Below are 25,737 nucleotides of genomic sequence, written 5' to 3' on the forward strand. Positions count from 1 at the left end.
ATGCGCGAAGCTTAGCAGAATCAGGCCGCGGCGCGTGCCGGTTGCAGGTCGTCCAGGGTCGCAAGCAGGTCGTCGAGCGGCGCCGGGCGCGAGAACAGGTAGCCCTGCATCAGCGGGCTGCCGTTGCCGGACAGGTAGTCAGCCTGCTGTGCGGTCTCGATGCCCTCGGCCACCACGCGCAGCCCGAGGTGGTCGGCCATCGACAGGATCGACTGCACGATCGCCGTGCCGTTGACGTCGTTCGGGGTGTCGCGGATGAAGCTCTTGTCGATCTTGAGCTCGTACAGGGGCATGCGCTTCAGGTAAGCCAGGTTCGAGTAGCCGGTGCCGAAGTCGTCCACCGAGAAGCGGATGCCCAGGGCCGCCAGCTCGTGCATGCGGGCGATGGTCTGGTCCAGGTCCGACACCAGGAGACCCTCGGTCACCTCGAAGATCAACTGCGTGGCGGGGGCGCCGGTCTCCTGCAGGACCCTGGCGACCGTCTCGACGAAGTCGGGCTGGCGGAACTGGGCCGGGCTGACATTGATCGAGAGCGGCAGCGGGTGGCCGGCCGCATCCAGGCGCAGCCAGGCTTCGCAGGCCTGGCGCAGCACCCAGGTCCCGAGCGGGACGATCAGGCCCGTGGCTTCCGCGATCGGGATGAACACGTCGGGCGGGACCAGGATCCCGTCGGCGCGGCGCCAGCGCATCAGGAGCTCGGCGCCGACCGGCTGCTGGGCGCGGTCGACCTGCAGCTGCAGGTGCATGGCCAGTTCGCCGTTTTCGAGAGCCACGGCGAGGTCGCGTTCGAGCGTGAGTTTCCGCTCGGCCTCGGCCAGCATGGTCGTCTCGAACAGGGCGACGCCATTACGCCCGCTCGCCTTGGCCTGGTACATCGCGGTGTCGGCTTCGCGCAGCAGGTCGTGGGCGGTCTGGCCGGCGCGCAGCGGCAGGGCCACGCCGATGCTGCCCGTCGAGCGGTACACGTGATCGTCGATCGTGACTTCCTCGCCCAGCACGGCCTGCACCTTGTGCGCCACCTTCAGGGCGGCTGCGGCGGCGGTGTCGGGGTCATCGCCGAGGTCGTTGAGCAGGATCACGAATTCGTCGCCGCCGAGTCGGGCCACGGTGTCGCGGGCACGCACGGTCGCGACCAGGCGCTCGGCCGCGCTGCGCAGCAGGGCGTCGCCGGTGGCGTGGCCACGCGCGTCGTTGACGTACTTGAAATTGTCGAGGTCGATGAACAGCACGGCGCCGAGCGCGCCGCCGGCATTGCGCGCGTCCACCAGAGCGTCGAGGCGCTCGGTGAACAGGCGGCGGTTCGGCAGGCCGGTAAGCACGTCGTAGAAGGCGAGGTGATGGATGGCCTTGGCGGAGTTGCGGCGTTCGGTGATGTCGCGGCCGACCACCACCCAATGGGTGCTGCGCCCGCCGTCGCTGGCGAAGGGCACCATTTCCATCTCGGCCCAGAAAGCCTCGCCGGCCTTGGTATACAGCAGCAGCTCGGCCTTGACCGGTTCGTTGCGCGCGACGGCGGACAGGATGCGCGCCACCTCGTCCGGATCGGTGTCCGGACCGTGCAGCAGGCGCATGCTCCGGCCGATGATCTCGTCGCGGCGGTAACCGGTGCGGTACTCGAAGGCCTCGTTGGCCGAGATGATCGGCTGCTGCGCGCCGGGCGCGTCGATGGCGTGGGCGATCAGCACCATGTCGTTCAGGCGCGCCACGGCGGCCGAGGTGAGGCGCAACTCCGCATTCAGCTCGTGCAGTTTTTCCTGCTTGATCTCGAGGGTTTCGGCAAAGCCATGCACTTCGCCGAGCGTGGCTGCCAGGCCCTTGACCAGGGCGCCGCAGGTGATAGTGATGAGCGCGCCGACGCACAGGTAGTTGAGCGTGACGATCAGCGAAGCCAGCAGTTCATCCTGGGCGAGGCCGGCAACATAGAGCTGGGCGTGGCCGCCCAGGCCGAGGCCGAGGATGGTGAAGGCACTCAGGAACAGGGCGGCCAGGGCCTGGCGGGTGCCGAGCAGGACGACGGCCAGCACCGGGGGTGCCAGCAGGAAGATCTGGCTCACTGCGCCGACGCCGAGCATCAGGCCGACGCCGACCAGGAACAGCATCGCCAGGAAGTTCAGGACGCGCAGCGTATAAGGGAGGCGGTCGAACCGCCAGATCGCGAACACCCAGCCAAGGGCAACGATGTCCATCACGGCGATCTGCCAGAGGCCGTCGGCCATGGCCAGGACGGCACTGGGAAGGGCGGCCACGACGCCGAGCAGGAGCACCGCCGACATCAGTGTCGAGAAAATGCGCGCGCGCCAGTGCGCCAGATCGTCAAACTGTTTCATGCTTCAGCCCGGTACGCCGGCTCACAAAAGTTTCCTGTGCGCACTAAAATTTCTATTAAGGCAAGATTATACCGGGAAATGACGAATTTGCGTCGGCGGCCCTGGAGAATGTCGCTTTTCAGACAACGCTACTTGTCGGTTATGCGCCGTGTGCCAGGCCGAGCTTGCGGTTGGCAGGCACCGCCACGTCCATCAGTGTCGGGGGCGGCAGGTTGAGGGAGGCCATCAGGGCCACGAAGTCCTCGCGCGAGCGGCCGGCGAGGCGGGCATTGTGCCGTTTTTCCCAGCCGATGGTGGACACCGACTGCCCACGATAGTCGTGGCCCGGCCAGACCCGGGTGGCGTCATCCAGCGCGAACAGCTTGCGGGTGACGCTGTCGTACAGGGCGGAGGCAGAGCCGCCCTGGAAATCGGTGCGGCCGCAGCCGTCCACCAGCAGGGTATCGCCGGTGAACAGGTTGCCGCGCCACAGGTAGCACATGCTGCCGGCGGTGTGGCCGGGGGTGTGGATGACGGCGATGTGCTCGCGCTGTCCGAAGACGATGAGGTCGCCGTCCTGCAGTTGGACTTCGGCCGGCCCGATGCCGCAGCCGCTGGGCACGCAGGCCTTGGCGCCGGTGAGGGCGCGCAGCTTGCCGGCCGAGGTGACGTGGTCGGCGTGGGCGTGGGTTTCCAGCACGTGGGTCAGCCTGAGGCCGAGGCGTTCGATGTGGGCGAGGTCGCGCTGCCAGTGGCGGTCGACCGGATCGATGATCACGGCATCGCGGCTGTCCGGAGCCGACAGGATGTAGGTGTAGGTCGAGGATTCGGCGTCGAACAGCTGGATCGGGTTGACTTGCATGGGCTCTCCTGTGTGCGGCCCGTGTTGTACCACAGGATGCAAGGCGGGGGAAGCGCAGTGACGGGCCTAGCGACCCAGCGCCCCGAGCTTCTCCGCGAGCGTCGCCTCCGACAGCTCTCCCACATGCCGGAAGCGCAGCACGCCCCGCGGGTCGTAGAACAGGGTGGTCGGGAAGCCCACCGATCCGGTCCGCGCGCCCAGCTGCCCGGCGGGGTCGATCACCACGTTCTCCATGCGCAGCCCCTGCGCCGCCAGGAAAGCCTGTACCGTCGCCGCCGACTCGCGCTGGTTGACGAAGACGAAGCCGACGTCCGGCCGTTTGCGCTGCATCGCCGCCAGGGCCGGCATCTCGCGTCGGCACGGCGGGCACCAGGTCGCCCACAGGTTGACCACGAGAGGCTTGCCCTGGAAGCTGCGCAATGGGACTTCGGCGCCGTCCAGCCGGCGCACGCTGAGCTCGGGCATGGGCGCATGGGGCGGGGCGAAGGCTTGCAAGGCGAGGGTGCCGCCCAGCCAGATCGCGATTCCGGACAGGCTCGATACCAACAAGGGGCGGCGCAGCGCGGGTTCGCGGCGGGTCAGCTCGGCGCCCACCACGCAGGCGACCAGCAGGCCGGCGGTCGCGTCGAAACCGCCGTCGCGGAAGTCCAGCATGGTCCACGGGCGGTCGGCGAACAGGTCGTGGTGGCGCAGGATGAATACCGCGCGTGCGGCGACGAAGCCGGCCAGGAGCATTTTCCAGATGACCGGCCCGGGATCGGTATCGCGGCGGCGCCGGAACCAGTCGGCCAGCAGGTTGGCGGCAAGGATGCCGCCCAGGACCAGCAGGACGGCGGTGGGCAGGACGAAGGGTCCTAGTGTGACGACATCCAAAGCGCGCCTTTCCTTGTTGAGTTGGCGCGACCTTACCGCATCAGCCTTAGCAGAAGATTAATCCCGGTCCGGTTCCTGCTCGATCTTCACGTAGCGCGAGACCATGATGCGGTCGATGCGGTTGCCGTCCATGTCCATCACCTCGAAGCGGAAGCCTTCCCAGTCGACGATCTCAGCGGGCTTCGGGATGTAGCCGAGCTGGTAGAGCATGAAGCCGGCCAGCGTGTGGTAGGCGCCTTCGTCCTCGCCGGGGAAGACTTCGCCGGTTTCGAGCAGGTCGCGGAAGCGGTCGAGCGAGACGCCGCCGTCCACCAGCCAGCTGCCGTCCGGACGCTGCACGGCGTCGGCCTCGTGCTCCTCGCCGGCCACGGTGACGTCTCCCACCAGGGCGCTCATCACGTCGCTGAGCGTGACCATGCCCTGGATGTCGCCGTACTCGTCGACGATCAGGGCCAGTTCGGCACGGTTCTTCTTGAACATCTCGAGCAGGGCCATCGCGCTCACGGTCTCGGGCACGTAGAGCAGGTCCTGCACGGCGCCGTCGAGGTCGACGGCGCCGAGCGAGCCGGTACGCACGGCCTGGGCGAACAGGTCGCGCGCCATCACGTAGCCGAGGATGTGCGAGCGGTCGCCGCGGCACACCGGGAAGCGGCTGTAGGGATTGGACGCGATGATTTCCAGGTTCTGCTGGCGGTCTTCCTCGAGGTCGAGGATCACCAGGTCGACGCGCGGCGTCATCAGGGACTTCAGGTGCTGGTCGTCCAGGCGCAGGGCGCGCTGCACGATGTCGTATTCGGTCTTCTCGAAGACGCCGGTATTGGCGCCTTCCTTGATCATGCCGGCGATGTCTTCCTCGGTCGGCGCTTCTTCCTTGGCTTCGCGGATGCCCAGCACGCGCACGATCGCGTTCGTCGTCAGCGCCAGGAACCTCACGAATGGGGCCATGAGCATGGACAGGAAGCGCAGCGGCTGGGAGAACAGGGTGGCGATCGCTTCCGGATAGCGCATCGCGATGCGCTTGGGGACCAGTTCACCGAAAATGATCGAGGCGATCGTGATGAACACCACCACCAGGCCGGTAGCGGCTTCGCGCGCATAGGGGGCGATGGCCGGGACGGTCTGCAGGTGGGTAGTCAGGCTGCTGGCGAGCGAGGCCTCGCCGAATGCGCCGTTGAAGATGCTGATCAAGGTGATCCCCACCTGCACGGTCGAGAGGAAGTGGCTAGGATCGTCGGCCAGGCCGAGCGCGGTGCGCGCCCCACGGCTGCCTTCTTCGGCGCGCCGTTCCAGGCGCATGCGCTTGGCCGAGACCAGTGCCAACTCGCTCATGGCGAACACTCCGTTCATCAGGATGAGGAAGGAGATGATCAATATGTCGGTCAACACTGGCGCGGGGCCTCCGTCGGACTATCCGGGCCGGGTCCGGGCACGCGCGAAAGTGGCGTACCCCCGCATCATCGCATGGCGGGGCCCTTTCGCGCCACACGGATTGTCAGGCTGACATCGTTACGCTACCGGCCGGAAATGCTTGGCGATGCCCGCCCAGCACTGCTGGTAGTCGGCTTGCAGCTGGGGCGAAGACAGCGCATACGGCGTCGGCACGATGACGTGGCGGGTCTCGAACATGAAGGCCATCGTATCAGGCACCTTGTGCGGGCGGCTGGTGTCCGCTTCGCTGGCCTTCTCGAAGGTGGCGGCATCCGGGCCGTGGCCGCTCATGCAGTTGTGCAGGCTGGCGCCGCCCGGCACGAAGCCTTCCGCCTTGGCGTCGTAGGCGCCGTGGATCAGGCCCATGAATTCGCTCGCCACGTTGCGGTGGAACCAGGGCGGGCGGAAGGTGTCCTCCCCGACCAGCCAACGGGGCGGGAAAATGACGAAATCGAGCGTGTCCACGCCCGGGGTGTCGCTGGGCGACTGCAGCACCAGGAAGATCGACGGATCCGGATGGTCGTAGCTGATCGAGCCGATCGTGCTGAAGTGGCGCAGGTCGTATTTGTACGGGGCGTAATTGCCGTGCCAGGCCACCACGTCGAGCGGCGAATGCCCGATTCGAGCGCGCCACAGGCCGCCGCAGAACTTCGCCACCAGCTCGAAGTCGCCTTCCAGGTCTTCGTAGCGCGCGGCAGGGGTGAGGAAGTCGCGCGGATTGGCCAGGCCGTTCGAGCCGATCGGCCCCATGTCCGGCAATTGCAGGAGGGCGCCGAAGTTCTCGCAGATATAGCCGCGCGCCTGGCCGTCGGGGAGCTTGACCTGGAAGCGCACCCCGCGCGGGATCACGGCGATCTCCTGCGGCTCGACTTCCAGCAAGCCGAGCTCCGTGGCAACAGCCAAGCGGCCCAGTTGCGGCACCAGCAGCAGCTCCCCGTCGGCGCTGTAGAAGTAGCGCCCTTCCATGTCCTTGTTGGCGGCGTAGAGGTGGATGGCGCAGCCAGTCATGGCTTCCGGCGAGCCGTTGCCGGCCATGGTGACCCAGCCGTCGATGAAGTCGGTCGGGACGTCGGGCATGGGCAGGGGGCTCCAGCGCAGCTGGTTGGGCGGCGCCGGGGTATCGAAGCGCGACACGATGCGGCCTGCGTCGATCGGCGTGAAGGTCCCGTGCACCGCGGCCGGGCGGATCCGGTACAGCCAGGAGCGGCGGTTGTGGCTGCGCGGCGCGGTGAAGGCGGTGCCGGAGATCTGCTCGGCATACAGGCCATAGGCCACCCGCTGCGGCGAATTGCGGTGCTGGGGCAGGGCGCCGGGCAGGGCCTCGGTGGCGAACTCGTTGCCGAAGCCGCTCATGTAGGCGCCCGTGGAAGCAGGCTGGCGGTCGACGGTTGGGCTCATGGCGGTCTCTCCTGGCGTAAGGACGTGGGTTGCATTGGGCGCTACTCTAGAAGAAATCACCATGTTTTACGAGGTGAATAGAAAAATGTAGACTATTCACCATCTAAATATTGCTGTTCGTGCGCGGGTGCCGCGCCCACAATGCAGCCCATGCAAAACGCGCCATGATCGAACCGCACACCATCGACCTGAACCTGCTCTCGGTTTTCCAGGAAGTCTACCGGGAACGCCAGATTTCCTCGGCCGCGCGCAAGCTGGGACTGAGCCAGTCGGCGGTGAGCAACGCGCTGGCGCGCCTGCGCCGCTCTTTCGGCGACGAGCTGTTCGTGCGCACGGCCGCCGGCATGCAGCCGACGCCGTTGGCGACGCAGATGGCCGAGCCGATCGGCGTGGCGATGGCCCAGGTCGCGCTGGCGCTGAACCAGCGCAGCCGCTTCGACCCGGCCACCAGCCACCGGCGCTTCGTGCTGGCGATGACGGACGTGGGCGAGATCTACTTCATGCCGGCGCTGATCGAACGCTGCAAGGCACTCGCTCCGCTGCTCGAGATCAGTTCGGTGCGCGCGGGCGCCCTGGCGCTGAAAGAGGAAATGGAAGGCGGGCGGGTGGACCTGGCGGTCGGGCCCTTCGAGGACATCTCGGAAGCGCTGTACCAGCGCCAGCTGTTCCGCCAGCCCTACGTAACGATGTTCCGCAAGGGCCATCCGCTCGGGAAGGGGGAGGTGACGCTGGAGCGTTTCGTGAAGGCCGAGCACATGCTGGTCGATGCGAGCGAGAGTCCATACGACCGCATCAACGCGCTGCTGGCGCGCGCGGGCATCGGCCCATCGGTGCGCTTCCGGGTGCCGCACTTCACGGCGGTGCCCTACATGGTGAGCACGAGCGACCTGGTGGTCACCGTGCCGCAGAAACTGGCCGAGCGGGCCTGCCTGCCCTTCGGCCTGGAATGGATTACGCCGCCGTTGGCCTTGCCGTCCTTGCAGACCAATGTGTTCTGGCACCGGCGCTACAACCAGGACCCGGGCAACCAGTGGTTGCGTGGATTGCTGGCGGAAGTATTTGCGGAGTAGAAGAGACTTACCGGCCATGCCGAGACACATGGCCGCTTGACCAACGACTGACAAGGAATAGAAAAATGGCAGACCTGTTTGAGAACCCCATGGGCCTGATGGGCTTCGAGTTCGTCGAGTTCGCGTCCCCGACGCCGGGCGTGCTGGAAGAAGTGTTCGAGAAGCTGGGCTTCACCAAGGTGGCCGTGCACCGCTCCAAGCAGGTGAGCCTGTACCGCCAGGGCGGCATCAACTTCATCATCAACAACGAGCCGAAAAGCTACGCCGCCTATTTCGCCGCCGAGCACGGCCCGTCGGCCTGCGGCATGGCCTTCCGCGTCAAGGATTCGCATCAAGCCTACGCGCGTGCGCTGGAACTGGGCGCCCAGGCGGTCGAGATCCCGACCGGCCCGATGGAACTGCGCCTGCCGGCCATCAAGGGCATCGGCGGTGCGCCGCTGTACCTGATCGACCGCTTTGAAGACGGCAAGTCGATCTATGACATCGACTTCGAATTCATCGACGGCGTCGACCGCAACCCGGTGGGTCACGGCCTGAAGATCATCGACCACCTGACCCATAACGTGTATCGCGGCCGCATGGCCTTCTGGGCCGGCTTCTACGAGAAACTCTTCAACTTCCGCGAGATCCGCTATTTCGATATCAAGGGCGAGTACACCGGCCTGACTTCCAAGGCCATGACCGCGCCGGACGGCATGATCCGGATCCCGCTGAACGAAGAGGGCAAGGCAGGCGGCGGCCAGATCGAGGAGTTCCTCATGCAGTTCAATGGCGAGGGCATCCAGCACATCGCGCTGCTCACCGATGATCTGATCAAGACCGTGGATAGCCTGCGCGAGGCCGGCGTGCCACTGATGAAGGCCCCGCCCGACACCTATTATGAGATGCTGGACGGGCGCGTTCCAGGCCATGGCGAAAACGCCGACGCATTGAAGGCGCGCGGCCTGCTGCTGGACGGCGCCGTCAAGGACGGCAATGCGCGCCTGCTGCTGCAGATCTTCTCGGAGACCCAGCTGGGACCGGTGTTCTTCGAGTTCATCCAGCGCAAGGGCGACGACGGCTTCGGCGAGGGCAACTTCAAGGCGCTGTTCGAGTCGATCGAGCGGGACCAGCTGCGCCGGGGCGCCATCGCCGGCGCGAGCGTGGAGGCCTGAGTTTCGGATCAGGGGCGGTGCGGAGCACGCCGCCCGCCCCATTTTGCTATTCTGAGCGCTTTGCAAACAACAAAGCCTCATGCTCGCCGCCTTCACCATTCTCCTGCTGTTCCAGTGCCTCGGCGAAGGCATCGTCTTCCTGCTCAAGCTTCCCATTCCCGGCCCGGTCGCCGGCATGCTGCTCCTGATGGCAGCCTTGCTGGCCTGGCCGCCGCTGGAGAAGCGGATCGAGGAGGCCGCCAACACCCTGCTGTCCCACCTGTCGCTGCTGTTCGTCCCGGCCGGTGTCGGCATCTATGCCACTGCAGCCAGCGGCAGCGGACACTGGCTCGCGATCCTTGCCTCGCTGGTCGCCAGCACGGCCCTGACGCTGGCCGTCACCGGCCTGCTGCTGCGCGGACTACCCGGGAAGGACGGCGATGCCTGACATTGGCAATCTCAGCGGACTCTCCCAGTTCTGGGTCTACCTCTCGGCTTCGCCGCTGCTGGGGCTGACAATGACCCTGTGCGCCTACCTGGCGGCCCACCGCATCACCACCTTTTTCAAGGGGGCGCCGCTGGCGAACCCGGTGGCGATCTCGATCGCCCTGGTCGCAGGGGGGCTCTGGCTGTCCGGCATGTCCTACCAGCGCTATTTCGCCGGCGCCCAGTTCGTCCATTTCCTGCTTGGCCCGGCCACGGTGGCCCTGGCGCTGCCGCTGGTGCGCCAGCTGCCGCGTCTGCGCAAGGCAGGCCGAGCGCTGGCCTTGGCCCTGGTGCTCGGATCGGTGACGGCGATCGTCTCCAGCGTCGCCATCGCCCTGCTGCTGGGCGCGAGTCCGCAGCTGGCCGCGACCCTGGGTCCGAAGTCGGCCACGTCGCCGATCGCGATGGCGGTGTCGGAACGGCTCGGCGGCATCCCGGCGTTCACCGCTGCGACAGTGATCGCCACCGGCATCTTCGGCGCGATCACGGGGCCGTGGCTGTTCGACCGCCTGCGCATCGCGTCTCCGTTGGCGCGTGGTTTTGCGCTCGGCCTGGCTTCCCATGGCATCGGCACCGCCCGCGCCTTCCAGGTGAATGCCGAGATGGGCGCTTTTGCCGGCCTCGCGATGGGCCTGAACGGTGCGCTGACCGCGCTGGTGGCGCCATGGCTGGTGCCGGTCGCGATCGGATGGCTGGGCTGAGGCGGCGCGAGGAGGGTCCAACGGAACCGGTGTACGTCCGGCACCACGGCGGACCAGCTGCCCTACAGGCACTTGCCTGTAGGGCAGTCCATGGACATCGCTCAGCGTCGCGCCGTCAATTCACTCAAATTGCTAGACTCGAAGGCATTCATGCGGCCATTCCGGCCGCTGTCTTTTTCCATGGAGTCTGGCTTTGTCAATGCCTAAGAAAAAAATCAGCCTGGGCCTGCAGGGCGCCGGGTCCTACGGCGCCTTCACCTGGGGCGTGCTCGACCGCCTGTTGCAGGAGGAAAGCCTCGAGATCGAGGCGCTCAGCGGCGTCAGCGCGGGCGCCATCAACGCCGCCGTCATGGCCGACGGCTATGCGCGCGGCGGCGGACGCGAAGGGGCGCGCGCCGCGCTGGCCCGCTTCTGGCGGGCGCTCGGCCTGACCGCCGTCTTCAGCCCCTTGCAGCGCACCCCCATGGATCACCTGGCCGGCGGCTTCACGATGAGCCATTCGCCGTTCTACCAGCTGATGGAAATGGCCGGGGCGCTGGTCGGCCCGGTGCGCGAAATGCCGCTGACCGTGAACCCCTTACGCAACTTCTTGACTGCACACATCGACTTCGAGCGGGTCCGCGCCTGCGAGGAACTGCAGGTATTCATCAATGCCACCAACCTGAACACGGGTGGCGGCAAGGTATGGACGCGGGCCGAACTCGACGTGCAGCGCGTGATGGCATCGGCCTGCCTGCCGACCGTGTTCGCGTCGGTCGAAGTCGACGGCGCCCTGTACTGGGACGGCGGCTACACTGCCAATCCGCCGCTGGCGCCATTGGTGGATGCGAACCTTGGGCAGGACCTGCTGGTGGTGCAGATCAACCCGATCGCGCGCACCGAGGTTCCGCGCAGCATGGCCGATATCAGCAACCGCGCCAACGAGGTGGCATTCAACATCAGCTTTGTGCGCGAGGTAAATGCCCTGCTGCACAACCGCGCGGTCCCGAACGAAGAGCGCGGCGAGGCGGTCACCTTCGCACCGGTCCGGCTGCACATGATCAGTGCGCTGGAGGGGCTCAAGGAGCTGAGCATCTCCAGCAAGTTCAATTCCGAACCGGGTTTCCTCGAGATGCTGCACGAGCGCGGCGTGGCCGCGGCCGAGGCCTGGCTGGCCGAGAACCTCGAGGACGTCGGGCTGTGCGCGACGATCGACCCGGCGCTGGTCTTCCGTCCCTGAAAAGCGCTGCCGCAAACGGAACCGGCCGCTGGCAGAGCCAGGCGGCCGGCATGGGAAGGCAGGAAGGAAAATCAGGCCGGGGTCGACTTCCAGGTCTTCTTCGGACCGAAGGCCTTGACGGCGAACAGCGCGCTGGCCAGACCGACCACCAGGGCGGCACCGCTGCCGCCGAAGCCGACCGCATGTTCCTTGGCCAGCTTGCCGGCCTTCGGCCCCACCAGTTCCATGCGGCGACGGGTCATCTTGGCCCCCATGTCCGACAGCATTTCGCGGCTCAGCTTGGCCTCGGCGTGCGGCAGCAGGGTGGTTTCCTCGTCGGCCACGTGATGCATCACGTCGCGCATCAGTTCCATCACCAGCTTGTCGTGGCGCGGGTCGGAACCGCTGGTACGGCGCAGCTCGGCGATCAGGCGGCGCATCTCCATGTGCTCCGGCTCGGCCTTGTGCATGAAGGGCTCGCCCGCGTCGCGCTGGCGCATCACTGGATAAAAAATCTCTTCCTCGAGCGTGGCGTGGATTTCCAGCGCGTCGCAAATGGTATCGGCCAGCGCCTTCTTCACGCGCGGCGGCTTGTCCTTCTCGTACTGGTGGAAGGTGACCATGACGTGCGAATGGTCGAAACGGATCATGTTGGTGATCGTCGGGCTCAGCTTATTCAGGTTGAACATGTGTTACCCCCTTTGTGGTCATATAGCTAACATGGTAGTGCCGTGCCGCTCGTCTTTACTGTAGGAGTACGCGCCGCGCCCTTGTCGGCGTCGAACGCAGGGCGGCGCACGTCCAGGCCCTCAGTCTCCGCATCGCGCGCATCAGCACCTCGTACATACTCTTATTTATCAATTCCAACATTTCCATCAAGTTCATTAATTGTCGCTCTAGTCCTACAAAGTTATGCGCGAACACCTGATCCACACTGTCGGGTCATCCTGCCAACATGTGATTCACGGTAACCGGCCGCGTCCGGTGCCACTGGACGGCGACGCCCTGGCGCGCCCAATGACTCATGATCGGAGGAATTGTCCATGTTTGCACATAACAAACGCCTGCAGTACACGGTTCGCGTCAGCGAACCGAACCCAGCGCTGGCGAACCTGATGCTGGAGCAGTTCGGCGGTCCGCAGGGCGAACTCGCCGCGGCCATGCGCTACTTTACCCAGGCCGTCGCCGAAGACGATCCGGGCCGCAAGGACATGCTGTTCGACATTGCGACCGAGGAGCTCAGCCACCTCGAGGTGATCGGCCACATCGTCGCCATGCTGAACAAGGGTGCCAAGGGCCGCCTGGCAGAAGCCATCGACAGCGAAGCCGACATGTACCGGGCCATCACCGGCCCGGGCAATGACAGCCACATCACCCAGGTGCTGTATGGCGCCGGTACCCCGCTGATCAATTCGGCCGGCGTGCCCTGGACCGCAGCCTATATCGACTCGATCACCGAGCCGACCGCCGACCTGCGCTCGAACATCGCCGCCGAGGCGCGCGCCAAGATCGTGTACGAGCGCCTGATCGCGCTGACCGACGATCCGGGTGTGAAGGAAGCGCTGGGTTTCCTGATGACCCGCGAAGTGGCGCACCAGAAGTCCTTCGAAAAAGCGCTTTACGCCATCGAGCCGAACTTCCCAGCCGGTAAAATGCCGGCCGATCCGCGCTTCGCCAGCGTGTACTACAACATGTCGCAAGGCCCGGGCGAGATGCGCGGCCCCTGGAACCAGGGCGCCGACTGGGACTTCGTCACCGACCGTGAAAAGCAGATGGCGGTGGACGGCGGCACCGGCGAGGCCGAAGTGGCCCTGCCGGGCAGCGATATCGACATCCTCAAGCAGATGGCGATGCGCACCATGTCCGACCCGATGTCCTCGCCGCGCACCGGTGCGGAGCTCGGCATGAGCATGCAATCGGATAGTGGTGCTACGATGGGCGGGTCCTCGGGCAATGCGATGGGCCAGCCGACCACCATGAACAAGGGCGGACAGCTGGACGACACCGGCCTGTCCCACCCGGTCGACAAGGGTGTGGCCAAGTCGATGAAGGCAATGAAACCAACCAAGAAGTAAGGCAGTGCCGCGCCGCCGGATCCGGCGGCGCGGCGACCATCGTGGATACTGCATGGACTCACACACGGACAAATCGCATGACAACAGGTTGCTCGCGGCCCGCGGGTTCCTGCGCGCCCTGACGTTCCGCCACGTCGTCGGCTTCCTTATCTGCAGCGTCGGCTGCATCCTCCTGCTTGGCAGCCTTGCGGAGCAGATCATGAATGCCAATCCCAAGATGCACCGGGCCCTGATCGGCGGCGCCACCGCCGCTGCCGCCACGGCGCTGGGCACCTTGCCGGTCCTGTTCGCACAGAATTTCTCGAAGCGCACCTACGACTGCTTCCTCGGCTTCGGCGCCGGCGTGATGCTGGGCGCGACCGCGTTTTCGCTGGTCATCCCGGCCATCGCCGCGGCCAAGTCCGCCGGGGCCGGCAGCTGGGAGGCGAGCCTGATGGCCGGCGCCGGCATCATGGCGGGAGCAGGGGCCATCCTGTTGCTGGGACGTGCCGTCCGCGCCGAAGGCATCCTTGAAGGTGACGAAAACGTCGTATCGGTGCGCCGCGCCTGGCTCTTCGTCTGGGCCGTCGCCCTGCACAACCTGCCGGAAGGACTGGCAATCGGGGTCGCGCATGCCGGCATCGACCTGGAAAAGGCCAATGCGCTCACCACGGGCGTGTCGATCCAGGACGTGCCCGAAGGGCTGGTCGTGGCGCTCGCGCTGCGGACGGTCGGCTGCAGTCGCCTGGTGGCAGTCGGGATGGGCGTGGTTTCCGGCCTGATCGAACCGGTGGCCGCCGCCTTCGGCGTGGCGCTCATCGGCATCGCGGCGGGGCTGCTGCCATTCGCGCTGGCCGCTGCGGGTGGTGCGATGCTGTTCGTGATCGTCAACGACGTCATTCCGGAGTACCGCCAGAACGGCAACGGCACCTTTGCCAGTATCGCACTCGTGTTCGGTTTCATCCTGATGACGGTGCTCGACACGGCATTGGCCTAGCCCGGCCTGATCGTCAACGGCAGGCCCGCGATGTCGAAACGCGTGCCCAGTTCGCGGCTCGGGGCGCCCATCTGGCGTTTGAGCGTGGGGCCGGCGTCGCCGGCACCTCGAGCACGCCCTCCATGGTGACCTGGCCGGCAGCAATGCGGACCAGATTCCTTTGGGTAGTCGTGCCTCCAATTCCTGCCATTGCCTTGATCGCGCGCCTTCGAAGATTCGCAGCGGTCTGTAGTAGCACCCGCTTGACGGAGAAATATGACGCGCGTAATATGATAAGCGTCATATAAGGGGGTGTCATGACTACATCGGCCAAGGCCAGCAAGCGCGAGCAGTCCCATCACCGGATCGTCGAGGCTGCCGGCAGGGCAGTGCGTCGCCATGGTTACGCCGGCGTCGGCGTGGCCGAGGTCATGAAGGAAGCCGGCTTGACCCATGGGGGCTTCTACGCCCATTTCGAATCCCGCGATGCCTTGCTGGTCGCGGCGATCGAACATGCGGGCGCCATCAGCAGTGCTGTGCTGGACGAGGGGATCGCGGCACGCACGCTTGAGACCGGTAACGCCTTGCAGGCACTGATCGAGCTCTATCTTTCCGACGAGCACCTGGCGCATCCCGAGGACGGTTGCGTGGTTGGCGCGCTGGCGAGCGAGATGCCGCGCCAGGAGGAAGTCGTGCGCATTGCATCGGCACGGCGCGTCGACCGGCTGGTGCGCCGTGTCGCGTCGACCCTGCCCGAGGATGCCGACCCGGCACTGGCCGGCGTGATTGCCGGCGCCCTCGTGGGCAACCTGCAGCTGGCGCGAATCCATGGCGACAATGCCGAGGGCAGGGCGGCACTGGGCGCCGCTCGCCAGGCTTTGGTGTCGCAATTTGCCTCCCGGTCCGTTTGAATAGCCGGCCGCCTATAGAGGCGGCCCGCACCGACCGCAAATATGACATTCGTCATATTACGCGCATCATCATCCGCAATATGACAGGCGTCATATTATCTGGATCATATTTTCCTGCCGGCTTTCCTTTTGTCCCTCACTCCTGAAAGAGCTGCATGAGCGCCCATTCAGAATCGTGCTGCCCACGCTGTCGGCGCCAGCACGGCCTCCGCTGCGCTCGCCCGGCAGGCGCTCGTCCGCGGCGCGAAGCAGGTCTATGGCTGGAAGCTGTGGCTGCCGCCGCCACGGCAAGTGTTGCGGAAAACAGAAACGCCCCGGGCGCCATGCGCCGCGGGGCGTTGTCCTGTGCGACAGGAAAAGCTTAGTCGCGGATCTCCAGGGCGCGGTTGAGGCTCAGCGCCGCCAGCGAACCGACTGCGCCGGACAGCAGATACAGCGACACATAGCCGAGGCCGAAGTGCGCCGACAGGCCCAGTGCGACCAGCGGTGCGAAGGCCGCGCCGACCAGCCAGGCCAGGTCCGAGGTCAGTGCTGCGCCGGTGTAGCGGTATTGCTGCTTGAAGTTCGCGGTCACCGCGCCGGCCGCCTGGCCGTACGACAGGCCCAGCAGCGCGAAGCCGACCAGGATGAAGGTGTTCTGGCCGGTCACGCCGCCGTCGATCAGCGAAGGCACCGCGAGCGAGAACAGGCCGATCAACACGGCCAGGGTGCCGAGGGTGGTGCGGCGGCCGACCCTGTCGGCGATGAAGCCCGAGGCCAGGATTGCCAGCACCGCCAGGCCCGCGCCCCACATCTGGACGTGCAGGAACTCGTCCATCGGGCGGGTATCGTAGAGCTGGATCCAGGACAGCGGGAACACGGTCACCAGGTGGAACAGGGCGTAGCTCGCCAGGGCGGCGAGGGCGCCGATGGCGATGTTGCTACCTTGGGACTTGACGAGTTCGCCAACCGGGGCCGGGTCGAGCTCGTGCGAATCCAGCAGGCGCGAATACTCGCTCGTCGAAACCAGGCGCAGGCGGGCGAACAGGGCCACGATATTAATCGCGAACGCGCAGAAGAACGGATAACGCCAGCCCCAGACCAGGAAGTCGTCCTGCGTCAGGTTCGTGAGCAGGAAGGCGAACAGGCCGGCCGCGATCAGAAAGCCGACCGGTGCCGCGAGCTGGCCCAGCATCGCATAAAAGCCGCGCTTGTTTTCGGGGGCGCTCAAGGCCAGCAGCGAGGGCAGGCCATCCCAGGAGCCGCCCTGGGCGATGCCCTGGCCGATGCGCATCAGGGCCAGGATCACCACGGCAGTCATGCCGATGCGGTCATACGTGGGCAGGAAGGAAATCACGATCGTGCTGGTACCCATCATGACGAGCGCAATGGTGAGCTTGATCTCGCGGCTGAACCGGGTCTGCAGCCACATGAAGATCACCGTGCCGAAGGGGCGCGCGATGAATGCGAACGAAAAAACGATAAACGAGTAGAGTGTCGCTTCGAGCCGGTCAGCCCACGGGAAAAAAACCGCAGGGAATACTAGTACCGAAGCAATTGCATAGACGAAGAATTCGAAATATTCCGAGGCGCGGCCAATGACCACGCCGACGGCTATTTCTCCCGGGTGGATTTCGCCGTCCCGGGCATTGATGTTGCGAGCCCCGCTGGTTGGATGGGTGATGGGAGCGGCACCTGCGCCGCCGTACGTCGTCGTGCTTTGCATATCTTCGTCTCCTTGGGGTCAGCCCGGCCTGCAGCAGCCTGAAGTTGCACCCTGTTTTCTATAGTGTTTTACGACAAGGCGATAATAAAAAAGCAGCAATGTCGCAATTGCAATATAGCAAGGGTGGGACAAAGTGTCCAATGGTTGCCGAAGGCCGTTGGCGTTACAGTAGCATGTTCTTATTCCCATGTAACGTTAGATACCTAGCATGATTCCTAAAATTGTCCGCCGCGGACTCCCGTTACTCCCGCTTGCAGCGCTGGCTGGCTGCAACACGGTCGTGATGAATCCCACCGGCGATATTGCAAGACAGCAGGCAGACTTGATCACCATCTCGGTCCTGCTCATGTTGATCATCATCGTCCCGGTGATGATCCTGACGGTCCTGTTCGCATGGCGTTATCGCAAGAGCGCGAATGCGAAATACGAACCGGACTGGGACCACTCGACCAAGCTCGAACTCGTGATCTGGGGTGCACCGCTCCTCATCATCATCGTCCTCGGCCTGATCACCTGGGTCTCGACCCACAAGCTGGACCCGTACCGTCCGCTCGACCGCATCGACGAGAACCGTCCGATCCCGGCGTCGACCAAGCCGCTGGAAGTGCAGGTCGTGGCGCTCGACTGGAAATGGCTGTTCATCTATCCGGAGCAGGGCATCGCTTCGGTGAACGAACTGGTCACCCCGATCGACACCCCGATCCGCTTCAAGATCACCTCGTCGACCGTGATGAACACCTTCTACATCCCGACGCTGGCCGGCATGATCTACGCGATGCCGGGCATGGAGACGACCCTGAACGCGGTGCTGAACAAGCCGGGCGACTACAAGGGCCTGTCCGCCAACTTCAGCGGCGAGGGCTTCTCGCACATGCACTTCGCCTACAAGGGCGTGACCGCGGGCGAGTTCGATGCTTGGGTGCAAAAGATGAAGGCCAATCCGGAACAGCTGAACCGCGCCGGCTACCTGACCCTGGAAAAGCCGTCCGTGCGTGAGCCGGTGCGCTACTACGGCCAGGTCGAAACCGCACTGTTCAACCGCATCCTGAACCGCTGCGTGGCCGAAGGCAATGTCTGCATGAACGAGCAGATGGCCCAGGACCACAAGCGCAACGCGATCGCCGCGGCGGCCAAGCGCCTGCCGAAGCAGGGCAGCGTTGCCCAGCTGGCGGAAGCGGAAATGTGCGTCACGCCGGAAGCCGGTGGCCCAGCATTGGTCACCTCGGTCGGCACCCCTAACAATTCTGTGAAGAAGTAATCATGCAAGACTCTCTCGACCTGACGAAGCTTATCTTCGGTCGGCTCAGCTGGGACGCAATTCCCTTCCATGAGCCGATCCTGATCGCGACCTTCGCCGGCGTGATCGCAGGTGGCCTGGGCCTGGTGGCCCTGATCACCTACTTCCGCCAGTGGGGCAACTTGTGGAACAACTGGTTCACCAGTATCGACCACAAGAAAATCGGTATCATGTACATGATCCTCGGCATCATCATGTTCCTGCGCGGCTTTGCCGACGCGCTGATGATGCGCGCCCAGCAGGCTTTCGCCTTCGGCGCCAACAAGGGCTTCCTGCCACCGGACCACTACGACCAGATCTTCACCGCCCACGGCGTGATCATGATCTTCTTCGTGGCGATGCCGTTCGTGACGGGCCTGATGAACTACGTCGTGCCGCTGCAGATCGGCGCACGCGACGTGGCCTTCCCGTTCCTGAACAACTTCTCGTTCTGGATGACCACCATGGGCGCCGTGCTGGTCATGGCCTCGCTGTTCGTGGGTGAATTCGCACGTACCGGCTGGCTGGCCTATCCGCCGCTGTCGGGCATCCTGGCAAGTCCCGGGGTCGGCGTCGACTACTACATCTGGTCATTGCAGATCGCGGGTGTCGGTACCTTGCTGTCCGGCGTGAACCTGATCGTCACCATCGTCAAGATGCGCGCACCGGGCATGGGCCTGATGAAGATGCCTGTCTTCGTCTGGACTTCGCTGTGCACCAACATCCTGATCGTGATCACCTTCCCGATCCTGACCGCCGTGCTGGCCATGCTGGGCATGGACCGCCTGTTCGACACCGCGTTCTTCACGAACGACCGTGGCGGCAACGCGATGATGTACGTGAACCTGATCTGGATCTGGGGCCACCCCGAGGTGTACATCCTGATCCTGCCGGCCTTCGGCATCTTCTCGGAAGTCGTCTCGACCTTCTGCAGCAAGCGCCTGTTCGGCTACACCTCGATGGTGTACGCGACCTGCGTCATCATGGTCCTGTCCTACCTGGTCTGGCTGCACCACTTCTTCACGATGGGCAGCGGCGCGAGCGTGAACTCGTTCTTCGGCATCACCACGATGATCATCTCGATCCCGACCGGGGCGAAGATCTTCAACTGGCTGTTCACCATGTACCGCGGCCGTATCCGCTTCGAACTGCCGATGATGTGGACCGTGTCCTTCATGCTGACCTTCGTCATCGGCGGCATGACCGGCGTGATGCTGGCTATTCCCGCGGCCGACTTCGTGCTGCACAACTCGCTGTTCCTGGTCGCGCACTTCCACAACGTGATCATCGGCGGCGTGGTGTTCGGCCTGTTCGCCGGCTTCAACTACTGGGCACCGAAGATGTTCGGCGTCAAGCTGAACCAGTTCTGGGGCAAGGTGTCGTTCTGGATGTGGTCGATCGGTTTCTGGTTCGCCTTCATTCCGCCGTATATCCTGGGCTTCATGGGCGTGACCCGTCGTACCAGCCACTTCGAAGACCCGGAACTGCAGCCGCTGTTCCAGATCTCGCTGTTCGGTACCCTGATGATCGCCGCCGGTATCGGTGCGCTGGTGCTGCAGCTCTTCTTCACCTGGAAAGACCGCGCCAAGCTGCGCGACGTCACCGGCGACCCGTGGGATGGCCGTACGCTGGAGTGGGCGACCTCGTCGCCGCCGCCGGACTACAACTTCGCCTTCACCCCGGTGGTGCACGACAACGACACCTTCGCCGACATGAAGAAGAACGGCTACCAGCGTCCGCTGAAGGACTTCGTGGCGATCCACATGCCCAAGAACACCTGGGCCGGCTTCGTCATCTCGGCACTGTCGGCCGTGGTCGGCTTCGCGATCATCTGGCACATGTGGCTGCTGCTCGCCGTATCCTTCGTCGCCATGATGGCCGCGATCATCGTCCACACGTTTAACTACAAGCGCGATTTCTACATCCCGGCGGAGGAAGTGGCCCGCACCGAGGAAGCGCATACCCGTCTGCTGAAGAGCTACGTCTGAAACAATATGGCAAATAATGCAACTATTCCCGGCGGCCTGTCCGCCGACGAGGTGACCGCGCGCTACATGGTGCGCGAGCACCATCCGGAGCAGGGCACGCTGCTGGGCTTCTGGATCTATCTGATGAGCGACTGCCTCATCTTCGCGTCCCTGTTCGCCACCTATGCGGTGCTGGGCCGTAACTACGCCGGCGGTCCGACCGGCGCCGAGCTGTTCGACCTGACGCTGATCGCCATCAACACCGGCTTCCTGCTGCTGTCGTCGATCACCTTCGGTGTCGCGATGATCTCGGCCCAGGCCAAGAAGCTGGGCGCGACCCTGCTCTGGATGGGCGTGACCGGCCTGCTGGGCGTGGCCTTCCTGTCGCTGGAGATCTACGAGTTCCTGCACCTGATCCACCAGGGTGCCGGTCCGCAGCGCAGCGGCTTCCTGACCGCGTTCTTCGCGCTGGTCGGTACCCACGGCCTGCACGTTCTGTTCGGCGCAATCTGGCTGGTGACCCTGATGGTCCAGCTTGCCAAGCACGGCATCAACACCGAGAACTTCCGCCGCCTGCAGTGCCTGTCGCTGTTCTGGCACTTCCTGGACGTCGTCTGGATCGGCGTGTTCACCTTTGTCTACCTGATGGGAGTGCTGCCATGAGCGACCACATCCACCACCACGAGCACGACCACGACGGTCACACCAGCTTCGTCACGCACTATGCGATGAAGGACTACGCGATCGGCTTCGTGCTGTCGCTGATCCTGACCGCGATCCCGTTCTGGCTCGTCATGGGCAACGTGCTGCCGCCGGAAACGACGAAGTTCGTGATCATGGGCTTCGCCGGCGTCCAGTTCGTCGTGCAGATGATCTACTTCCTGCACATGAACTCGAAGTCGGAAGGCGGCTGGAACATGATGGCGCTGATCCTGACCGTCGTCCTGCTTGTCATCGTGCTGGCCGGTTCGATCTGGGTCATGACCCACATGAACGCCAACATGATGCCGTCCATGGGTGGGGCCAGCGACACCACCCACGGCATGCACGACATGCAGTAATCGATAGTACCCGCTCGTCAATGCAGCAAGCACGCGACCAGCAGGCAGGACCTGCCGCCCATCCTCCACGCAGCGCTTTTGCGCGGCGGATGCTGGCGGTGGCAGCCCTCCTGCTGGTCGCGCTTTTTCTGGGTCTCGGCACCTGGCAGGTGGTTCGCCTGCAGTGGAAGCTGGACCTCATCGAACGCGTGGAATCGCGCGTGCATGCGGCTCCGGTCGCGGCGCCCGCGCCTGCCCGCTGGGCGCAGGTATCCAAAGAATCCGACGAATACCGGCGTGTACGCCTGGCCGGGCATTACCTCTACGAATACACCGCACCCGTGCAGGCCGTCTCCGAGCTTGGCGCGGGCTTCTGGCTGCTCACGCCGCTTTGTACGGCTGAGGGCCATATCGTCTTCATCAACCGCGGCTTCATTCCCGCTGCGGACAACAAACCCGGGACCTATCCTGCCCGCCGTGCCGCCGCCGATCCCTGCGCGAACGGGGGAGAACAGGTCGAAGTCACCGGCCTGCTGCGCATCAGCGAGCCGGGCGGCGGCTTCCTGCGCGAAAACGATCCGGCCAATAACCGCTGGTTCTCGCGCGACGTGCAGGCGCTCGGCGCCGCACGCGGGCTGTCGAATGTCGCACCGTTCTTTGTGGACGCCGGCAAGGGCCAGGATCCTGCCGGCGCGCCCGAGCGTGCGGTCGGCGGGCTGACCGTCATCTCCTTCGTCAACAATCACCTTGTCTATGCCTTGACCTGGTACGCGCTGGCCCTGATGGTCGGCGCTGCGTGGTGGTGGGTCAGCCGGCACGGCGCTGCAGTGTCCGACGACTGATCCGTGGCGATGACTGACAACACCGCACGGGCATGATCCAGAACCCCCTCGATTTCTTCGCCAAGGCGGGCCGCAGCTCGCCCCAGGCGGCCGCCGCGAACGTGGAATTCGCCGCCGGGCACAAGAACATGCTGCAGCTGATCGAGCTGCGCTGGATCGCCGTCATCGGCCAGGTCACGACCATCGCCTCGGCCATCCTCGTCTTCGGCATCGAGCTGCCGCTCCTGCCGATGCTGCAGGTACTGGCCTGCCTGATCGCCTTCAACGTGGCCAGCCACCTGCGCTGGCACGAGCGCCGGCCGGTCTCGAACACCGAAATGTTCATGGCCCTGCTGGTGGACGTCGCCAGCCTGACCGTGCTGCTCTACCTGTCGGGCGGCATCACCAATCCCTTCGCCTTCCTCTACCTGCTGCAGGTGATCCTGTCGGCGGTGCTGCTGGAAGTAATGTGGACCTGGACCATCGTCCTGATCACCATCGCCTGCATGGCGGGCCTGGCCATGTACGCCCAACCGCTCGCGCTGCCCTTCGACCATGCGCGCGGCATTTCGAGCCTGTACATCCATGGCCTGCTGGTGTGCTTCGGCCTCAACGCCGCGCTGCTGGTGATGTTCATCTCGCGCATTTCCGACACCCTGCGCGACAAGGCCGCCCAACTCGCGGCGCTGCGCCAGCAGGCTGTTGAAGAAGAACATATTGTGCGCATGGGCCTGCTGGCTTCGGGCGCGGCCCACGAGCTGGGTACGCCGCTCGCCACCGTATCGGTCATCCTGGGCGACTGGAAGCGCATGCCGCAGTTCCGCGACGATCCGGCCCTGCTGGAAGAGATCGCCGAGATGCAGACCCAGCTGCAGCGCTGCAAGACGATCGTCAGCGGCATCCTGCTGTCTGCCGGCGAAGCCCGCGGCGAATCGGCGGTGCGCACGACCGTGCGCAGCTTCCTCGACGGCGTCGTCAGCGGCTGGCGTGCGAGCCGGCAGGTCGGCGCCTTCCAGTACAATAACCGCATCCTGGAGGACCGGCCCGTCGCCTCCGATTCCGCGCTCAAGCAGACCATCGACAACCTGCTCGACAACGCGCTCGAGGCCTCGCCCGACTGGGTCGGCCTGGACACCTGGATCGAGGACGGCACCCTCCATGTGATGGTCACCGATCGCGGCCCGGGCTTCGCGCCGAGCATGCTCGGCCAGATCGGCAAGCCCTACCAGTCCACCAAGTCCAAGCCGGGCCGCGGCCTGGGCCTGTTCCTGGCCGTGAACGTGGCACGCAAGCTGGGTGGTTCGGTAGTCGCGGCCAACCGGCCGGAGGGCGGGGCGCAGGTGAGCCTGACGCTGCCACTGGGCAGCATCGAACTGGAAAAGGAAGGCACTTGACAGAAACTACTTCGCGCCTGCTGCTGCTCATCGAAGACGACGAGGCGTTTGCGCGCACCCTGAGCCGCTCGTTCGAACGGCGCGGCTACCGCGTGCTGGTCGCGCCGGGCCACGACGAGGCGGCTGCGCTGCTGGCGCAGCTTCCTCCCGCGCAGTCCCCCGGGTATGCCGTGGTCGACCTGAAACTCAAGGGCAACAGCTCGGGCCTGGCCTGCGTCCAGCTGCTGCACGAACACGACCCGGACATGCTGATCGTGGTTTTGACCGGATTTGCCAGCATCGCCACCGCCGTGGAGGCGATCAAGCTCGGTGCGGTCCAGTACCTGGCCAAGCCGTCCAACACCGACGACATCGAAGCCGCTTTCGGGCACGTGGCCGGCAGTACGGATGTCGAGGTCACTAACCGCTCCACCTCCATCAAGACCCTGGAATGGGAGCGCATCCACGCGGTGCTGGCCGAGACCGACTTCAACATCTCGGAAGCGGCGCGCCGCCTCGGGCTGCACCGGCGCACGCTGGCGCGCAAGCTCGAGAAGCAGCGGGTAAAGTAGGGGAGCGGCGATGAGGCTGCGCGCACTGCTGGCCTGTTTGCCCTTGCTTCTCTCCGCACCGGCCTTGCACGCCGATTCGCTGGCCGCCGGCCGTGCGGCCTTCAAGCGCTGCGTCAACTGCCACCAGGTGGGGCCAGGCGCGCGCAGCAACTTCGGCCCGCAACTCAACGGCATCATCGGCCGCCGCGCCGGCTCCGCACCCGATTTCGACTATTCGCCCGCCCTCAAGAAAGCCGGCTTTACCTGGAACGAACAGAACCTGGCGGCCTTCCTGCGCGCGCATCCGGCGCCGCCCTCGACTGCTACCGGCGGCCGGCGCTGAGCAGCGCTGGCTTCCTCGCATGGCACGTCAAGTCGGAACAGTCCTCGGGATCGCGGTGCGCAGCGCCGTCACCGCCGCGCCCACGCAGTGCGACCGGGCCCAGGCAATGGCCGGGTGCGGCCTGGCCGGGGACATCCATGCCGATCCACGCTCGCCGCGCCAGGTACTGGTGGCAGGCGCATCCGCCTACGAAGCGCTGGGCTTGCCGCCGAACGCCCTGCGCGAGAACCTGCTCCTCGATATCGACACCGCCGGCATGGCCTCCGGCACCGTGCTGCGCATCGGCAGGGAAGCGAGCCTGCGCCTGAGCTTCCAGTGCGAGGCATGCGGCAGCCTGGACAAGCATGCGGCCGGGCTGGCACGCGCCATCGGTGGACGGCGCGGCGTGCTGGCGCGGGTGCTGGCGGGGGGCGAGATCCGTGTCGGCGATCCGGTGACCCTGCTCGACGGGCGGCTGCCGGCACTGCCGGAAGACTGGCGCGAGCGGGTGGCGCAGGTGCTCCACGCGGTGCCGCCGGGACAGGTGATCGGCTATGCCGACCTGGCCTTTGTTGCGGGCGTACAGTCGAGCTATTGCCGTGCTTTTCCGCGCCTGCTCGCGCGGCTCGGGCCTGCCCATGCGGCGAAAGCGGCGCCGGCGCGCGCCGGCGCTGCGCTGCCGCGCTGGGACGGCAGCGGTTTCCACGCGCTCAGCGAATCCTAGGACACGGACCGGCAGCGCCAACCATTACCCGTCCTGTGCCTTGACCCGGTCCCGCACACCGAAAGCGTGCTTTAAGGCACAATTGTGGTGTCAACACGAAGAAGACACCATGCATCCGATCCGCCTATCGACCGTTTCCGACGCCGCCCCCTTGGCGGACATCTGGCGCGCCAGCGTCCGCGCCACCCATGACTTCCTTTCCGAAGCCGACTTCCGCGAGATCGAAGTCCTCGTCGCCGAGCACTACCTGCCTGCTACCCGGGTATGGGTCGCGCTCGACGACGCAGGGAAGGCGCGCGGCTTCCTGGGGCTGAGCGGTGCCCACGTCGACGCACTCTTCGTCGACCCTGCCAGCCGCGGCCATGGCGTGGGCCGCCGGTTGCTGTCGCATGCCGAAAGCCTTGCCGGACGCCTGACGGTCGACGTCAACGAGCAAAACCTGCAGGCGGTCGGGTTCTATCGCCATATGGGTTTCGAGCCGACCGGACGCTCGCCAACCGACGATGCGGGACGTCCATATCCTCTGCTGCACATGCGCCAGCCATAGTAGAAGCGGTCCTTC

The 25,737-nt window shown here is 65.4% G+C and carries 25 protein-coding genes; 18 read left to right on the forward strand and 7 right to left on the reverse strand.

Going from position 1 to position 25,737, the window contains the following annotated elements:
- Positions 1 to 20: 20 nt before the first annotated feature.
- From MA09_RS08085 to hmgA, 5 genes are all read right to left on the reverse strand, one after another.
- Positions 21 to 2,327: a bifunctional diguanylate cyclase/phosphodiesterase gene (locus MA09_RS08085; protein ID WP_036246823.1), complete on the reverse strand. Its 2,307-nt coding sequence runs from the start codon at positions 2,325 to 2,327 to the stop codon at positions 21 to 23.
- Between the two features lie 139 nt (positions 2,328 to 2,466).
- Positions 2,467 to 3,168: an MBL fold metallo-hydrolase gene (locus MA09_RS08090; RefSeq protein WP_036246824.1), complete on the reverse strand. Its 702-nt coding sequence runs from the start codon at positions 3,166 to 3,168 to the stop codon at positions 2,467 to 2,469.
- 66 nt (positions 3,169 to 3,234) lie between these two features.
- Positions 3,235 to 4,041, reverse strand: a complete 807-nt coding sequence (locus MA09_RS08095; RefSeq protein ID WP_036246825.1) for a TlpA disulfide reductase family protein — start codon at positions 4,039 to 4,041, stop codon at positions 3,235 to 3,237.
- A gap of 57 nt (positions 4,042 to 4,098) precedes the next feature.
- Positions 4,099 to 5,424, reverse strand: coding sequence for a hemolysin family protein (locus tag MA09_RS08100; protein ID WP_036246826.1), 1,326 nt, complete (start codon positions 5,422 to 5,424; stop codon positions 4,099 to 4,101).
- A 123-nt stretch (positions 5,425 to 5,547) separates the two neighbouring features.
- Positions 5,548 to 6,867, reverse strand: a complete 1,320-nt coding sequence (gene hmgA / locus MA09_RS08105) for a homogentisate 1,2-dioxygenase (RefSeq protein WP_036246827.1) — start codon at positions 6,865 to 6,867, stop codon at positions 5,548 to 5,550.
- A 164-nt stretch (positions 6,868 to 7,031) separates the two neighbouring features.
- On the opposite strand from hmgA, the gene MA09_RS08110 reads away from it, so the two are divergent.
- The 5 genes from MA09_RS08110 (at position 7,032) to MA09_RS08130 (ending at position 11,476) form a co-directional block, all read left to right on the forward strand.
- Positions 7,032 to 7,937: a LysR family transcriptional regulator gene (locus MA09_RS08110; protein ID WP_036247418.1), complete on the forward strand. Its 906-nt coding sequence runs from the start codon at positions 7,032 to 7,034 to the stop codon at positions 7,935 to 7,937.
- 65 nt (positions 7,938 to 8,002) lie between these two features.
- The gene (gene hppD, locus MA09_RS08115) at positions 8,003 to 9,091 is read left to right on the forward strand and encodes a 4-hydroxyphenylpyruvate dioxygenase (RefSeq protein ID WP_036246828.1); all 1,089 of its coding nucleotides are present in this window, start codon (positions 8,003 to 8,005) and stop codon (positions 9,089 to 9,091) included.
- Positions 9,092 to 9,170: 79 nt separating this feature from the next.
- On the forward strand, positions 9,171 to 9,518 hold the full coding sequence (locus MA09_RS08120; protein ID WP_036246829.1) for a CidA/LrgA family protein: 348 nt from the start codon (positions 9,171 to 9,173) through the stop codon (positions 9,516 to 9,518).
- On the forward strand, positions 9,511 to 10,257 hold the full coding sequence (locus MA09_RS08125) for an LrgB family protein (RefSeq protein WP_036246830.1): 747 nt from the start codon (positions 9,511 to 9,513) through the stop codon (positions 10,255 to 10,257). The genes MA09_RS08120 and MA09_RS08125 overlap by 8 nt, the downstream gene beginning before the upstream one ends.
- Before the next feature lie 199 nt (positions 10,258 to 10,456).
- Positions 10,457 to 11,476 carry a patatin-like phospholipase family protein gene (locus MA09_RS08130; RefSeq protein WP_036246831.1) on the forward strand — a complete coding sequence of 340 codons (1,020 nt, stop codon included), beginning with the start codon at positions 10,457 to 10,459 and terminating at the stop codon, positions 11,474 to 11,476.
- 71 nt (positions 11,477 to 11,547) lie between these two features.
- Here MA09_RS08130 and MA09_RS08135 read toward each other — a convergent pair whose 3' ends face one another.
- Positions 11,548 to 12,144, reverse strand: a complete 597-nt coding sequence (locus tag MA09_RS08135; protein WP_036246832.1) for a hemerythrin domain-containing protein — start codon at positions 12,142 to 12,144, stop codon at positions 11,548 to 11,550.
- Between the two features lie 354 nt (positions 12,145 to 12,498).
- Between MA09_RS08135 and MA09_RS08140 the strand changes: the two genes are divergently transcribed.
- The 3 genes from MA09_RS08140 to MA09_RS08150 all read left to right on the forward strand — a co-directional run bounded on the left by MA09_RS08140 (position 12,499) and on the right by MA09_RS08150 (position 15,396).
- A complete protein-coding gene (locus MA09_RS08140) occupies positions 12,499 to 13,530 on the forward strand; it encodes a manganese catalase family protein (RefSeq protein WP_036246833.1) in 1,032 nt (343 codons plus the stop codon).
- Positions 13,531 to 13,582: 52 nt separating this feature from the next.
- Positions 13,583 to 14,506, forward strand: a complete 924-nt coding sequence (locus MA09_RS08145; protein ID WP_051933278.1) for a ZIP family metal transporter — start codon at positions 13,583 to 13,585, stop codon at positions 14,504 to 14,506.
- Positions 14,507 to 14,802: 296 nt separating this feature from the next.
- Positions 14,803 to 15,396, forward strand: coding sequence for a TetR/AcrR family transcriptional regulator (locus MA09_RS08150; protein ID WP_036246835.1), 594 nt, complete (start codon positions 14,803 to 14,805; stop codon positions 15,394 to 15,396).
- Positions 15,397 to 15,757: 361 nt separating this feature from the next.
- Here the strand turns inward: MA09_RS08150 and MA09_RS08155 are convergent, their stop codons facing one another.
- Positions 15,758 to 17,101 (reverse strand): MFS transporter, encoded by a 1,344-nt coding sequence (locus MA09_RS08155; protein WP_036246836.1) that lies wholly within the window; start codon positions 17,099 to 17,101, stop codon positions 15,758 to 15,760.
- Positions 17,102 to 17,309: 208 nt separating this feature from the next.
- Here MA09_RS08155 and cyoA point away from each other — a divergent pair, with 208 nt between their 5' ends.
- From cyoA to MA09_RS08205, 10 genes are all read left to right on the forward strand, one after another.
- On the forward strand, positions 17,310 to 18,359 hold the full coding sequence (gene cyoA, locus MA09_RS08160) for a ubiquinol oxidase subunit II (protein ID WP_081897483.1): 1,050 nt from the start codon (positions 17,310 to 17,312) through the stop codon (positions 18,357 to 18,359).
- A 2-nt stretch (positions 18,360 to 18,361) separates the two neighbouring features.
- Positions 18,362 to 20,365, forward strand: coding sequence for a cytochrome o ubiquinol oxidase subunit I (gene cyoB / locus MA09_RS08165; protein ID WP_036246837.1), 2,004 nt, complete (start codon positions 18,362 to 18,364; stop codon positions 20,363 to 20,365).
- Positions 20,366 to 20,371: 6 nt separating this feature from the next.
- On the forward strand, positions 20,372 to 21,007 hold the full coding sequence (gene cyoC, locus MA09_RS08170) for a cytochrome o ubiquinol oxidase subunit III (RefSeq protein WP_051933279.1): 636 nt from the start codon (positions 20,372 to 20,374) through the stop codon (positions 21,005 to 21,007).
- Positions 21,004 to 21,405, forward strand: a complete 402-nt coding sequence (gene cyoD / locus MA09_RS08175) for a cytochrome o ubiquinol oxidase subunit IV (RefSeq protein WP_036246838.1) — start codon at positions 21,004 to 21,006, stop codon at positions 21,403 to 21,405. Before cyoC ends, cyoD begins: the two co-directional genes overlap by 4 nt.
- A gap of 20 nt (positions 21,406 to 21,425) precedes the next feature.
- On the forward strand, positions 21,426 to 22,226 hold the full coding sequence (locus MA09_RS08180; RefSeq protein ID WP_036246839.1) for an SURF1 family protein: 801 nt from the start codon (positions 21,426 to 21,428) through the stop codon (positions 22,224 to 22,226).
- A 32-nt stretch (positions 22,227 to 22,258) separates the two neighbouring features.
- Positions 22,259 to 23,599 (forward strand): ATP-binding protein, encoded by a 1,341-nt coding sequence (locus MA09_RS08185; protein WP_051933280.1) that lies wholly within the window; start codon positions 22,259 to 22,261, stop codon positions 23,597 to 23,599.
- The gene (locus MA09_RS08190) at positions 23,596 to 24,150 is read left to right on the forward strand and encodes a response regulator transcription factor (protein ID WP_036246840.1); all 555 of its coding nucleotides are present in this window, start codon (positions 23,596 to 23,598) and stop codon (positions 24,148 to 24,150) included. Before MA09_RS08185 ends, MA09_RS08190 begins: the two co-directional genes overlap by 4 nt.
- 10 nt (positions 24,151 to 24,160) lie before the next feature.
- Positions 24,161 to 24,472, forward strand: coding sequence for a cytochrome c family protein (locus MA09_RS08195; RefSeq protein WP_051933281.1), 312 nt, complete (start codon positions 24,161 to 24,163; stop codon positions 24,470 to 24,472).
- Positions 24,473 to 24,491: 19 nt separating this feature from the next.
- Complete coding sequence (locus MA09_RS23650) at positions 24,492 to 25,175, forward strand: MOSC domain-containing protein (RefSeq protein ID WP_051933282.1); 684 nt, start codon at positions 24,492 to 24,494, stop codon at positions 25,173 to 25,175.
- 109 nt (positions 25,176 to 25,284) lie between these two features.
- The gene (locus MA09_RS08205; protein ID WP_036246841.1) at positions 25,285 to 25,722 is read left to right on the forward strand and encodes an acetyltransferase; all 438 of its coding nucleotides are present in this window, start codon (positions 25,285 to 25,287) and stop codon (positions 25,720 to 25,722) included.
- The last annotated feature ends 15 nt before the right edge of the window (positions 25,723 to 25,737 follow it).

The organism is Massilia sp. BSC265 (genome assembly GCF_000740675.1).
Taxonomy (GTDB): domain Bacteria; phylum Pseudomonadota; class Gammaproteobacteria; order Burkholderiales; family Burkholderiaceae_D; genus Telluria.